Origin of the sequence: Paenibacillus sp. FSL R10-2734 (genome assembly GCF_037963865.1) — a bacterium.
GTDB lineage: Bacteria > Bacillota > Bacilli > Paenibacillales > Paenibacillaceae > Paenibacillus_AQ.
Window position 1 is genome coordinate 1,917,700 of the sequence record NZ_CP150170.1, and the last position, 14,279, is coordinate 1,931,978.

The window sequence follows — 14,279 nt, forward strand, 5'->3', positions numbered from 1 at the left end:
TTCTACAGGAGGAAGGGAACTCTTCATGCGGAAGTGGAGTCGATTTCGGGATCGCAACATACGGCAAAAGCTGTTTTTGACCTACACGCTGTTGATGATTGTTCCTCTCGTAGTCATTAGTATTTACTTCTACATATACGCCATGTCTGTTTTTGAATCCCGGATTGTGAAATCGTTTCAGGAGACGAATCAGCAGATGGTATCCACTGCGGATTCGTTTGTTAGCAGTATGTTCAAATCCTCAGAACAGCCTTTTTATGATGAAAGACTGATGCAGATTTTGGCGAAGGATTATTCCACTGTAACCCATGAGACGTTTGAAAAAAGTATGGATTACCGCTACATAAGTGATAACGTTTTTAAAGAGCTGATGACATTTAATCCAGATATCGATTCGATTCTGATCTACCCTGTGAATAGTTCATTAATCTACCGCAGGGGTTATGATACGACATTCAATTATAGATATAGTCCAGTGTATGAACCATGGTACCGGACCATTGTGGATAATGCGGAGAGGCCAATACTGGTCGGTATGCACGAGGAGAAACAGATGTATGCTAAGCCTCGCCCTGTACTATCTGTAGGCCGTGTACTGGTGGATGTGGGTACTTATCAGAAGCTTGGTGTGCTGCTCGTTAATTTCCGGATGGATAAGCTTGAGAAGCTATTCAGCGGACTGGATGACAAAAAGGACGTAAACCAGTTCATAGTGGATGATGAAGGGATGGTAGTGTTCAGTTCAGATCCGGCCATGATTGGGATGAAATATAGTCAGGTTATGGAAAAAATGAAGCCGGACGATGAGAACTACTATGTTGTTCATGATGAATCCAATGTGTCTGGATGGCACTTCTACAGCATCGTTCTTCGTGACAAGCTGCTCGCCGAAAGTAACCAGATACGCAATTTTTCTACACTCTTGCTTCTTTTGTTGATTGTGCTGGGATTCGTAACTGCTTATCTAGTATCCGGCAGTATCTCCAATCCGATTCGAAGACTCAATCGACTGATGCGAAAGGTAGAGAAGGGGGATTTTGATGTTACCGCTCAGCAGGATAGTCTGGATGAAGTAGGACATTTGTCGCGCACCTTTAACCGAATGACTGTCGAAATCAAAGATTTGATTCAGCAAACTAAGATTGAAGAGAAGAAGAAGCGGAGTGCAGAACTTAATGCGCTGCAAAATCAAATTAATCCGCATTTCATATATAATACGCTCTCTGTGATTAAGTGGATGGCACAGGCTCAAAGGGCGGACAACATTACGGAAACGGTAGATGACATGATCAAGGTGTTGTCCTTCTCCACACGTAATACTCAGGAGTATGTTTCCATTGAGGAAGAAGTGGCCTTTATCCACAGCTATCTGGAATTGCTTCAGCTCAGGTATTTTAATGTGTTTGATTTTGAAATCGATGTTGCGCCGAATGTTCTGGAATGCAGAACGTTAAAATTTATGGTGCAGCCTTTTGTGGAGAATGCGGTGTTTCACGGCTTTGCAGAAGATTCCCGGCAATATAACTTGAGTATACATGTGCAGAGAAAAGGCAGTGATATTCAGTTTACGATCTCGGACAACGGGATGGGGATCTCGGAAGAACAGCTAAGCAGGCTCTTGCAACAGGAAATGTCGGACGGGCAAACGATGAATTCCATTGGTGTGGGCAATGTCTCCAGAAGATTGAAGCTTCATTTTGGAGAAAAGTACGGGGTGACTATAAATAGTGTGAAAGGGGAAGGAACTACCGTTCTTATCCTCATTCCTGCTATGGAGCATCTTCAGAACCACGCTGGAACGAGAAAAGAGGGATCCGCATGAAAATCATGATTGTGGACGATGAGTCCTTTATCCGAATGAATTTTAAGACCTTTGTGGACTGGAAACAACATGGCTATTACCTAGTAGGCGAAGCTGCAAACGGCAAAGAGGCTTTGGAGAAAATGGATGAGCTTCATCCGGATGTGGTCTTTTTGGATATCCGAATGCCACTGATGGATGGGCTTGAGGTTCTAAGGCAGCTCCGGCATACCAAACATTCCTGCAAAGTCATTATTCTCAGCAGCCATAATGAGTTTGAGTATGCCCAAGAGGCGCTTAGGCTAGGTGCATGCGATTATATTCATAAACCGAATCTGACCCAGTCCGCTGTATTTGAAGCGTTGGAGCGTGTCCGGACACAGTTGAATCATCAGCCTGTGGGAGATCATTTTGTTTCTCTACAGCAAAATATGGAGAAGAACCGGAATGAGTTGAAAACGCTTTTTTTACGAGATTTAGCGGTCGGTGTTGTTCGCCATGAGTGGGAAATTGAGCAAAAGACAAAGCTGTACGATTTGAAGCTGAAACAGCCGAATGTGCTTTGCATCGTCATGTTGATTGATCAGTTTGATAAGGTGAAGGAACGTTACAAAAAGGGAATGGAGCATTTACTCGGGTTCTCGATCTTGAATATTCTGCAAGAGGTGCTGCACCGGTACAGCGAGCTAGAGCTGTTTCTGATGAGTCCGAATGAGCTGGTTATTATAAAAACGTACTCCGGCATCAGAAGTATGAATGAGATACTGGAGGAACGCTGGGGACTCATCCGTAAAATTGAAAAGACATTGAAACAGTTTTTGAACATACAAGTCAGTTTTCTTATCAGCGGGCTGCATGCCCGTCTGCTTGATATTCCCAAAGCCTATCATGAAGCCCAGGAATCTGCGGAAATGCTATTTTATGAGGATCGCAGCAACGTTGTTGTCTACGAACCAGGCAGCATCAAGGAAATGAATGATAAGGCACTGGTTACCCTGTTTGAACAGCGTATCCGCAAGGAAATGGATGATAAGAACGTATCTTCTGCTATTTCCATTGTTCATGAAATGTTTGCCGCGATCAAGGAGAATAGATCAATGGGTCGGCATGCCACCTTGGAAATGTGTGTGAATCTCCACTGCCAGATTCAGTCCCATATGAAAGACGACAGTGGGGAGGAAGACTATACCGGAATGCAGGAAATCATGTCCGCCGAGCGTTTGGAGCAGCTTCATATCCTGCTGATCCAGGAGCTGGAGAGTCTACAGGAGAGTTATACGGATGCGGCCACATCTACGAATTACAAGATTAAGAGAGTCATAGAGTATATTCATCAGAACTATGATCACGATTTGACACTAAATGAGCTAGCTGGTTATGTCGGTCTGAACAACAGCTATCTGAGTCGTATTTTTAAAGAGCAAACGGGTTCCATGCTTATTCCGTATATCAACGGCTATCGTGTCAAAAAGTCTCTTGAGCTACTTAAAGATGGAAAGCTGAAGACATATGAGATCGCTGAGAAGGTGGGTTTTAATAGTATTGATAACTACTATGTCAGCTTTAAGAAGATCTATGGGCTTCCACCAAATGAATACCGAAAGACTGGCATGGGAAAGTAAAAAATCACAAAGATATGTAAAGATCCTCTGTTTGCTCTCGATTGCAGTGTAGCTAAGATAAAGATAACACCAATTGAGGTGAATCTTCTTAGATAAAGGGGTAGTGACAAATGAGAAAAAAGGCAGCCTTGCTATTATGCTCTATGATGTTGATGCTGACTACGGCAGCGTGTGGCACCAAATCCAACACCGGTAACACTGGAAATGGAGCTTCAGATAACGCTGGAGCGGCAAAACAGGAGAAGCAAGAGACCGTCGAAGTCACGATGGCATACTGGGCAAATGCGTCCGAACAAAAGAACTTCGAATTTATGGTGGATGGCATTGATAAAGAATATCCGAACATTAAAGTTAAGATGCAAATGTACCCAACGAGCGATGAGTTTTGGAAAGCGGTTCCAACGGCGATTGCTGCCGGGGTAGGGCCTGATATCATTGCTATGTCGGATGAAGGAAACTATGAGTATATTAAAAAAGGCGTACTCTCTCCACTAGATGAGATGATCGACAAAGTAGGGTTCGATAAAGACCGCATTACTGGATCACTGTACAAAGGCTGGACAGATGATAATAAACTTTATGGAATTCCTTACGATTCTTCTACTTCTATGATGGCGATCAACAAAGAGATGTTTGAAAAATCAGGAATCACTAAATATCCGGAAACGATGGATGAGGTCGTTGAACTGGCCAAAGCCATGACTAAGGATGGCGTGAAAGGTATTATCGGCAGTATCGATCCATTTCACATCACTCAATATGTTCACGCTTTCGGCGGAGACTGGGCCTTCGGAAAAACGATTAATTCCAAAGAAAACGTAGCTGGCGTGCAGTTTTTCGTGGATCTTTTCCTCAAAAATAAGGTAGCAATTGCTCCAATCGAAGTAGGGGCTCCATGGGATGGCGAAGTATTCAGTCAAGAAAAAGGGGCTATGTCCACGGCTGGTCCATGGTATGTAGGTCATTTGAAAGAAGCTAACCCTGACTTGGGATTGATTGCTCTGCCGATGCCTAAAGGTACAGTAGAAGCACAAAGCGCTTACTCTCACGGGTTGTCGATTCTGGATGGCAGCAAGCATAAGGAAGAAGCTATGCAAGTGATCAAGTATGCGCTGCGTGATGAAGCACAATTGAATGCGATTGAGGCGGTTGGATATTCACCGGCAGTATCTTCTCTGCTTCCTAAATATTTGGAGAAGAATCCTGAATTGAAAGCAGTATTCGACAATATGGAAAAAGTGGGCATGCCGTTTGCTTACCCTGAACAAACCAAAGCGTTTAATGCTGATCTGCTTAAAGGCGTAGAGGAAATCATCTTTAAGCAAGACGGATTGACGGTTGAACAATTGCTGAATGATCTCCAAAGCAAATACGGAGAAAACTAGTTATTGAACGGTTGGACTTTGCTATAACCAAAGTCCAGCCATTTTTTTCACAATCATTTAAGGAGGTCAAAGGGAAAAATGAAAAGGTCGCTTAACAGTGTCATTTCAAAGATTGTACTCATGTGCTTGTTCATAACATCCATCGGTCCCGTGTACTCTATGCAGGCAGCACCCGCAGCACCTGCTCCTAAGATTAATGAAGGCGTGGTCAATGGCGAGTTTCCACTGAATTTAACACAAACGGGGGATATCGACTGGCTGCATTTTAAAGCGGATAACTTGAATCAGCTTCAACGAATTCAGAAGGCAGGTCCGAACTCGGTCACCTTCAGTGTATATGGGGATACGGCAACTGAGGGCAAATTAAACAGAGGCACCGATGCCGATTACATGTCCTATACCTGGAGTAATGGTATGCCAGGATTTGAATATGGTTTAAACGACACGGGAACAGGTCTGTTTTATCCAAAGTCCAGTCGAGACAAAGGGAGCTATAACAATGTTGGCTGGGATATTGAAGTAGCAGCGCAGCCGCAGGATTCCACCCTTGTATTTGGTCTTGGGTTGTGGCAAGCAGATATAGATCTTAACATCTATACTGATGATGTACTTTCGGTAACCCGAAACGTCTACGGCGATTCTGTTTCTAAGAACTATAAGTATCAAGTCAACGTGCCTGCTAATGTGAAGCTGAAAATTGAAGGGCGTTTGACAAAGGTTGTAGCGAAGAACGGAAATACTTCATTTTCCGGATTGGCTTTAAGCAGTATGGCCCTTGCGGATAAATTGCCGCTGCAAAATGAATACAACAGAGTTAGCAATATGACGCAAGGTCTTTATACAAATGAGACGTGGCAGGTTCTGGTGAATACGCTGGCTGCTGCCAAGCTTGTACTTGATCGAACAGAGGCAACCCAGCCGGAAGTTGACAGCGCTATCAATGCTTTGGTAGCAGCGCAGCTTGGTCTGGTGAAGAGAGAATCGAACATTGTAATTGATTTTACGGATAATGCGTTCAAGGAGTATACTTTCGGTGCTAAAACCGATCAACAGGACAGATATCAAACCTTCACAGTGAAGGAAGCTGTTGATATGAAGTATGTTCAAGTAAATGTCAAAAGATATAAAGAACCTGTGAGCGACTTGATTATCAAATTGTATGCAGCAAACAGTGAAGGGCTGCCGACTGGAGATCCGCTAGTCCAAACGACAGTGGACAAAAACCGGATTGTGGACGGAGGACTCACTACTGCAGAGTTGAGCTACAGTCTCCTTAAGGATACGCAATATGCGCTCGTTCTGACTCAACAAGAGCGGGGCTCCGGGGAATATCGCTGGGTCATCATGTCCAAAAACTTTGAATCTCAAAAGGAGTCCTTTGGCAAATCGACATCAGGTGTCTTTAAATCCGAAGCGAGCCTAGGCACAGGCATCATGAGAATTGTGAAAGAAGGCAACGTAGATCGGGCCCCACTGCAAGGCCTGATTGAAGAGCTTAAACAATATAACAGACAGCTTTACACGCTCCATAGCTGGTCTTCCTTAGAGATAGCATTGAGCGGCGCTTATGATCGCTTGAACGATGTGGATGTTAAACAGGAAGAGCTTGATAAGGCATTAAATCAGGTACAGACAGCCTTTAACGGCTTGGTACTGAGTACGAATCTGGATGTAATCGCGAAGCAGATGGAGACGATTAGCCAAGCGACCCTGATTGGCTACACCAGCCAGTCGGCAGACGTTGTACATCAAGCGATCCAGGAAGCACAAGCTTTGAATACCAGCGCATCCGAGCAAGAACGGATCAAGGTCTATTCAAAGGTGCTGAATGCCTTGGATGGATTGCAATTGGAATTGAAATATCAGTATGAATTGAACCCTAAAATGACAGCTGGTTTTGGTTTTGAAGGTGACAAGAACGCCACGCTGGCTTTCCTCGACGGATCCTATCAGATCGGCGGAACCCGTCCTATGCAGAATGGGTTTGTGGCAACGAAACAAATCGTTACGTTCGGTGCGACAAATACGTCGGGCATCAAATGGTATAACGCGGAAGGTTATCTGCCGGTATTTATAAATGAGTTTGCTAAAGACAATATGGACTATAAAATTGAATCGTTTGGTAACAAACTTACGGTAGAGAGCAAAGACTATGTTATTAACTATTCCAGAATGACGGTTACTAATCATTCGGATGAGACTCGCCTGCTGCCGGTTGTATCTGCCAATCTGGTTCCGATGAATCAGGCTGCAAACGAAGTTTATACGATCAAACCTGGGGAAACTGTTATCAGAGAGTTTGCCATTGAAGGGGATAAGTATGAATATTTTGATGCGGGAAAAACGAGCTTTACATCTCTAACGAGGGAGCAAGTATCGAAACTGGGTACGTTTGACGGCAACTACAGTGAGATGAAATCATACTGGAATAACCGGCTGTCCACAGTAGTTGATATCGATCTGCCGAATAAAGAGTTGGTCAATGCTTTTAAAGCGGGCTACATTTACAACATGATCATTAAAGACGGCAATTATTTGCATGTGGGTGAGAATGGTTATGCGAGACTTTATTCTCACGATACCATCGGAATTGTTGTTCAATTGATTCAGAGCGGTGACTTTGCACACGCAAGAGAGTATCTGGAAAGCATACCTCTTACCGGCGGAATTAACATCGAGACCGGTCAAGTGGACCCGAACCTGTTCTGGGATGCCAACTGGAAGCTTCCGTGGACGTATGCTGTATATTTGAGCAAAACCGGCGATACATCCTTATTTGATGAAATAATGAAAGCGGATGACGGATCAGTGGGTACCGTTTTCGATAAGCGGGTAAAATTCGGAGCAAGAAGCATTGAAAGCGACCGTGCTGGAGATGGCCGAATTATGAAGGAAACGAAAGCTATTGATTCATTGGGCTATTGGACGATTGACAATTATTCGGCACTGACAGGGTTAGCGTCTTATGAATATATTGCGCGTGAGCTGTATAAGGTGAAAGGAGAGGCAAGCTATCTAGCAGAGGCGGAGTGGGCTAACGCTCAATACGAGGATTTGCTCGCTGCTTTCACGGATAAATTGCAAAAAACAATCACTGACAAAGCACTAAACTATATTCCTGCATCTGTTGTGCAAAGTAATGACGAGAACCGGATGAAGGACTCCCGGGATGCTAACTGGGCTTCCATGTTCCTGTTCGGAAGATGGCTGTGGGATGGATATTTGTATGGTGCGAACCAGCCAGAGGACAATATCAACCTGACGATGCTAGATGACACTTATACCTATGGTATCGAAAGACGTGTCAACGAAGGGACAACCGATTCTCCATATAACTTTGGCGGTTATCCTCATGGCTTCTACTCCAGTGCATATAATGCTGGCTACGGAAGTTCGGCGCTTCGCGGTGAGAAATACAGAGACATGGGGATTAAAGCCTACGAGTTTATGATTGAAAATTCCATGAGTGGACCTTTCAGTTGGTGGGAAGGAGTTGCTTACCCAGCTGTAGAATCCAGTCCTTGGACGGCAGTCAATGATGAGCTTGGTATTCGTAATACACCGGGTGGGGGAGGATCTGCTCAGCATATGTGGGGGCAGGCCGTCAACTCGAAGGTATTAGTGGATTCGTTGATTACTGAGCGAATCTATGATCAGAACACGAAATACGAAATTATTGTGGGACGCGGTATTCCTAAAGAGTGGGTTGCGGATGCTGATAAGAACAACAATGTGATCGCGAATGTGCAGAACTATCCTGCATTCCAAGGCGGAAGAGTAGGATACAATGTAGTTAGAAAAGCAAACCAGCTTGTGTTTACATTTACGACCCGTCTGGAGCAAGCTAAGGCAGATACGAGCAACGCACAAATCAGCGTTCAATTACCTAGTATGGTTAACAACATTCTGGAGTCTTCTGGGGGTGTTGTTGATAACGCCAAAGGTATCGTTACCGTTCCGCTCAGTACAAAAACGTTGGCCATTACTTTGAGTGATCTACCTAAGCCAACAGATGTTGAGCTTGATAGGGAGGATCTAGCCATTGGATTTGCTGCCGGCGACTCCAGTGAATCGGTAACTCAGAATGTGGTGTTGCCAACGGAAGGAAAGCGCGGTAGCTTAATCACTTGGTCTTCAAGCGACACGAATATGATTTCAAATACCGGTAAGGTGAAACGTCCGACCGTTTCTACTCCAGTGACGTTGACAGCATCTTTGGAAAAAGACGGCGTTCAGGTACAGAAGACGTTTGTCTTAACGGTTATCAAGGAAAATGAAGATTCGGGTAATAACGGAAACAACGGTAACAACGGAAATAATAGTAATAATGGCAACACGGGAAACAACGGAAACAATAATAATAATGGCAATAACGGTAACACAGGTAACACGGGAGACAACGGAAGTTCGGTTACCCCGCCGAAGTTTACAGACATCTCCAATCACTGGGCACTCGATGCTATTGTTACCGCAGTAGAACGTGGAATTATCAAGGGATATGAAGATGGAACATTCCGTCCGAATGTAGTGGTGAATCGCAGTGAGTTGATGGTTATGCTTGTCCGTGCGTTAAATCTCCCGCAGGCGGATACAGCTATCCCATTTGAAGATGCATCCAACATTCCAGGATGGGCGAAATCTTACATCTCCAGTGCAGTTAAATCCGGACTTATTAAAGGATATGAGGATAATTCTTTCCGTCCTGAAGGTAAAGTAACCCGGATTGAATTTGTAGCGATGGTTGCACGGGCACTTGGTTTGAAGAGCGATACGAAGGCATCTCTACCTTTTGCCGATGCCGATAAAATTCCTGCTTGGGGAAAAGAATACGCTGCAGCAGCATATGAGGCAGGTCTGATCCAAGGCAAAGGCAATGATCGGTTTGCTCCGAATGATCCGGTGACGAGAGCCGAAGCGGTGACTCTGCTTTTGAGAATGGCTAAATAAGGACAGATAGTATTTTTGGATTCGCTTATTAAGACAGAGGTTTTGCGCATAATACGCAAGACCTCTTTTTTTTTTGTGCCATTATACAGAGGAGGGAGGTGCCGGATTATACGAAGTACCCATTCCATTTTGGTATGTCAGGACAATCTGCTATACTTTCTGTGTCAGCGCTTGCTTCTGAATAGTGGAATTAGGTTAAGTAAGATTAACGAAATAACAATTAGCTTGGAGGGTTAAGCAATGAGTGAATTGAACGCACCGTTCTCAGGTGGACCAACTTTAAATGACGGAGTGACCATACCTTGGCTAGGCCTCGGTGTGTGGCAGTCTAAGGACGGCGAAGAGGTTATTCATGCGGTCAAAACCGCAGTGGAAGTTGGATATCGCAGTATTGATACGGCTGCCGCTTACAATAACGAAGAAGGCGTTGGGCAAGCTATTCGTGAGTGTGGAGTGGCACGTGATGAGCTGTTTATTACAACTAAAGTATGGAATGCTGATCAAGGCTACGAGTCGACACTGAAAGCGTTCGAGGTTAGCCGGCGCAAGCTGGGACTAGATTATATAGATTTGTATCTCATTCACTGGCCGGTGGTAGGTAAGTACAAGGAGACATGGAAAGCTTTGATTCATCTGCAAAAAGAGGGTCTCGTCAAATCCATCGGTGTAAGTAATTTTCAGATTCATCATCTGAAGGACATCATCGAGGACACCGGAGTAGTGCCAGTGGTGAATCAGGTGGAATTCCATCCGTTGTTGACTCAGCGTGAGCTACTGAAGTATGCCAATGAGCAAGGCATCCAGCTTGAGGCTTGGAGTCCGCTAATGCAAGGGAATCTTGATCTACCCCTCCTCAAAGAGCTGTCAGAGAAGTATGGTAAGACTCCTGCTCAAATTGTACTTCGCTGGGATTTGCAGCAAGGCGTCATTACGATTCCAAAATCGGTACATGCGGATCGAATCAAAGAGAATGCGGGTTTCTTTGATTTTACACTTAGCGATGAAGACGTTAAGGCCATCGAAGATTTGAACAAAGACCATCGATTTGGTCCAGACCCAGACAACTTCAACTTTTAAATCATTGTGAATACAAGCCAAACAGCAAGTCGCCGGATGAACGGTGACTTGCTGTTTGCATTTAGAGTATCTTAATAGTTCGTTACATTTAACTAATGGAGACATTATATTGTCGCAGCCAGAGATCCACTTGGGCCAGATAAGCAAAAAGCTGAGGGCCAGACATAAGTTGACCGAACCAAGGCAGATTAGTAGAGGATTCTGGGGAAGCGGCGATCTCACGGATTTTGGCAGCATTAATTAAAGGAAGGATAGGCGAGGTAGAGTCATCTAGAATGTTCAATACTTGCGTTCGGACCGCGTTTAAATAGGCTGGATTGTGGGTTTTGGGGTAGGGGCTTTTTTTGCGATATAGCACATCGTCTGGAAGGATACCCTCAAGCGATTTTCGTAAAATCCCTTTTTCACGACCGCCCAAGTTTTTGATTTCCCAAGGAATATTAAATACATATTGAACAAGCCGATGATCACAATAAGGAACACGTACCTCAAGTCCAGCACCCATACTCATTCGGTCTTTACGGTCGAGCAGAGTTGGCATGAAGCGGGTAATATTCAGATAGGACATTACGCGCATTTGTGCTTGTTTACCTGTTTCCCCATCCAATTTAGGGACTTCTGCTACCGCATCGCTGTATCTATCGCCCAAATATTCCAGTGGCCGAATCCATTCATTAACTTCAGGGGATAATAGACTTGCACGCATTTTAGGAGCAACGGACCAAGGGAAAGTGCCTGAGGAGAGCATCTCCTCTCGATGGAACCAAGGATATCCGCCAAAGATCTCATCGGCAGCTTCGCCGGAAATGGCTACAGTAGCATTCTTTTTAATCTCGCGGCAAAATAAATACAAGGAAGAGTCCACATCGGTCATCCCAGGTAGATCTCGTGTGTACAGCGCATTATCAAGTGCTTCTACAAGCTCCGGTGTATCAAATGAGATATAGTGATGGTTCGTATTCAGTTCATCGACCATTCGCTTAATCCACGGTCCATCTGCCCCAGGCTGAAAAGTATGACTCTTGAAATGCTTGTCGTTATCGACATAATCGACGGAATACGTATCCACACGTCCCTGACCGTTTCGGTTGTAGAAATCCACTGCAAGTGCAGTTAGCGCGCTGGAGTCCAGCCCACCTGATAAAAGAGAGCAAACAGGAACATCTGAGACTAGTTGGCGTTCGAGCGTATCCTGCAGCAGTTCGCGTACCTTAGTGGCTGTCTCTGCTTCATTGTCAGTATGTTTTTCACTTTCGAGCTTCCAATAAGCGTAACTACGCAGACCTTCGCGACTATAGATCATGGCGTGCCCTGGACGAAGCTCCTGCATATCCTTATAAACACCGTGTCCTGGTGTACGGGCTGGACCGATAATAAAGATTTCCGCTAGTCCTTCGGGCCCTACTACTGGCTGTACCTTGGGGTGCTGCAGCAGCGCCTTAGGTTCTGAGCCGAAGACTAAGACATCATCCACCTTACTATAGAACAGAGGCTTCACACCTAGGCGGTCGCGTGCAAAAAAGACCTGATCCCGAAGACCGTCCCATACTGCAAAAGCAAAGATCCCATTGAGCTTCTCTGCACAATCCGGTCCCCATTCGATATAGGCATGCAGCAGAACCTCGGTGTCACATTGGGTGCGGAATTGATGACCCCGCTGCTTAAGTTCTTGTTTGAGCTCGGGTGCGTTATATAATTCGCCGTTGTACACAATCGCATATACCTGTTCCTCGTGGCGGGTGATCATAGGCTGTGCGCCGTTCTCTGGATCGATAACGCTAAGTCTGCGGTGACCGAAAGCGCAGGGGCCTGAAATCCAAGTTCCAGCTGCATCGGGTCCGCGGTTTGCTAAAGTTTCAGTCATTTTGACCAGCAACTGTGAGTGCTGAGTTAGATCTCCGCGCCACTGGATAAATCCGGTTATTCCGCACATGATGGTTCATCCTCTCTTTTTGTGCGATTGTTGTCCTTACTTTTTTGCCAAGTAATACAGATATATGCCGAAGGAAGGCATAAAATGTATGTCCTTATCCGAACACTAGGGGAGAGAGGAATTTGCCAGGAGGGAAGGATGACAGTTGTATTATATTAAAGATGCCAAAATTCGTAGAATGATGGAGTTTGACGGTGCACCTTGTGCAGAAGTAGGTGTGTTGCCAGGTGCTGTTAGTGATCCTGCGCTTTTGGTGTACATCGTGGAGGATCAGCGCGAGGAAGGATATGAGATTGTCCGTATCCTTACTAATGACGCTGATACTTCTACCGATTGGTTTGATAACAATATGCATGAGGCGTTTAAAGATGTGACTTCGAGTGCGTTTACAGGCAGTATGATTATGACGCCTGAGGATGAACGTTCCAAGTTTCAGAGAGAGTTAATGACCTTTGGAGATTTAAAAAGGCAGCTGGAGCAGCATTTTCGGAATTTGGAGTCGTAACTTGTACTGTGGTTAATGCTGCTTTCATTCTGCAGCTAAAAGCAGCAACGAGGGCATTCTTACGCCACTTCATTGGCCTAAGGATGTCCTCGTTGTTATTTGAAATGAATTTTCAGAATGTTTGCTCTTGAAAAATCTGCTGAATACGGTATAATAGAATTCGTTGCCTTATTACATATCTTTAATTCTAACATGTCCCGGTAGCTCAGCTGGATAGAGCATACGCCTTCTAAGCGTACGGTCAGGGGTTCGAATCCCTTCCGGGACGTCAAGTAACAGCCTTCCTTCGGGAAGGCTGTTTTTGCGTACAGGGGACGAGAAGCCCGAGGTTCGTCGGAGCAAAAGCATCGATAGGAACAGCTTCGCAGTCAGCCCGGTAGGGCTGCATCCCGCCCGGGACAAGTAACAGCCTTCCTTCGGGAAGGCTGTTTTTGCGTACAGGGATGAGAAGCCCGAGGTTCGTCGGAGCAAAAGCATCGATAGGAACAGCTTCGCAGTCAGCCCGGTAGGGCTGCATCCTTTTTGGCAATACCTTTTATTCAGTTCCTCATAAACAAAGCTAAAGCCACCAACTCGTCAATACGCCGCAGCAAGTTATCTTTAGGAATGAGTAAATTGTAAAGCTCGATATACGGGCTCAAGATAAAACTCTGCTGCTCAGGAAGCATGAAGTGAAGTGCACCCCTTAGAATAGACATTGGATAAAACCGCTGGTTTGTCCAATGAAATTCTAGGGGGGGTATTTTTATGGCGATTAAAGGACAGAGAAAGATGGATTTATCGGAAAATTACAGAGTATTTTGAGATTCAAGACCAAGGGCGGGTAAAGAAATGGATGAAGAGATACCGAGTTTCAAGCAATGATTATGATGTTAATCCCAATAAATAAGTGAGTATATCAGCGAAAACTAATGTTTTTAGACTACAATCTTTAGTTTTATGACTAGAACATAATAAAGCGCTTTCATTAAAATTATGATGTACATGTTCGGTGCTATTCAACAAACGG

The 14,279-nt window shown here is 44.8% G+C and carries 8 protein-coding genes and 1 tRNA gene; 8 read left to right on the forward strand and 1 reads right to left on the reverse strand.

Annotation, left to right across the window (positions count from 1 at the left end):
- Window positions 1-25 precede the first annotated feature (25 nt).
- The 5 genes from NSS67_RS08540 to NSS67_RS08560 all read left to right on the forward strand — a co-directional run bounded on the left by NSS67_RS08540 (window position 26) and on the right by NSS67_RS08560 (window position 10,832).
- On the forward strand, window positions 26-1,822 hold the full coding sequence (locus tag NSS67_RS08540; protein ID WP_339319153.1) for a sensor histidine kinase: 1,797 nt from the start codon (window positions 26-28) through the stop codon (window positions 1,820-1,822).
- Entirely contained in the window at window positions 1,819-3,423 is a 1,605-nt protein-coding gene (locus NSS67_RS08545) for a response regulator (protein ID WP_339319154.1), read from the forward strand. The genes NSS67_RS08540 and NSS67_RS08545 overlap by 4 nt, the downstream gene beginning before the upstream one ends.
- 110 nt (window positions 3,424-3,533) lie before the next feature.
- Window positions 3,534-4,808: an extracellular solute-binding protein gene (locus tag NSS67_RS08550; RefSeq protein WP_339319155.1), complete on the forward strand. Its 1,275-nt coding sequence runs from the start codon at window positions 3,534-3,536 to the stop codon at window positions 4,806-4,808.
- Between the two features lie 78 nt (window positions 4,809-4,886).
- Window positions 4,887-9,755: an S-layer homology domain-containing protein gene (locus tag NSS67_RS08555; protein ID WP_339319156.1), complete on the forward strand. Its 4,869-nt coding sequence runs from the start codon at window positions 4,887-4,889 to the stop codon at window positions 9,753-9,755.
- Between the two features lie 240 nt (window positions 9,756-9,995).
- The gene (locus NSS67_RS08560; RefSeq protein ID WP_339319157.1) at window positions 9,996-10,832 is read left to right on the forward strand and encodes an aldo/keto reductase; all 837 of its coding nucleotides are present in this window, start codon (window positions 9,996-9,998) and stop codon (window positions 10,830-10,832) included.
- A gap of 88 nt (window positions 10,833-10,920) precedes the next feature.
- Here the strand turns inward: NSS67_RS08560 and asnB are convergent, their stop codons facing one another.
- Window positions 10,921-12,765 carry an asparagine synthase (glutamine-hydrolyzing) gene (asnB, locus tag NSS67_RS08565; RefSeq protein WP_339319158.1) on the reverse strand — a complete coding sequence of 615 codons (1,845 nt, stop codon included), beginning with the start codon at window positions 12,763-12,765 and terminating at the stop codon, window positions 10,921-10,923.
- 145 nt (window positions 12,766-12,910) lie between these two features.
- Between asnB and NSS67_RS08570 the strand changes: the two genes are divergently transcribed.
- From NSS67_RS08570 to NSS67_RS08580, 3 genes are all read left to right on the forward strand, one after another.
- Complete coding sequence (locus tag NSS67_RS08570; protein ID WP_339319159.1) at window positions 12,911-13,270, forward strand: hypothetical protein; 360 nt, start codon at window positions 12,911-12,913, stop codon at window positions 13,268-13,270.
- Window positions 13,271-13,464: 194 nt separating this feature from the next.
- A tRNA-Arg gene (locus tag NSS67_RS08575) sits at window positions 13,465-13,538 on the forward strand.
- A gap of 429 nt (window positions 13,539-13,967) precedes the next feature.
- Entirely contained in the window at window positions 13,968-14,159 is a 192-nt protein-coding gene (locus NSS67_RS08580) for a hypothetical protein (protein ID WP_339319160.1), read from the forward strand.
- Window positions 14,160-14,279: the final 120 nt, after the last annotated feature.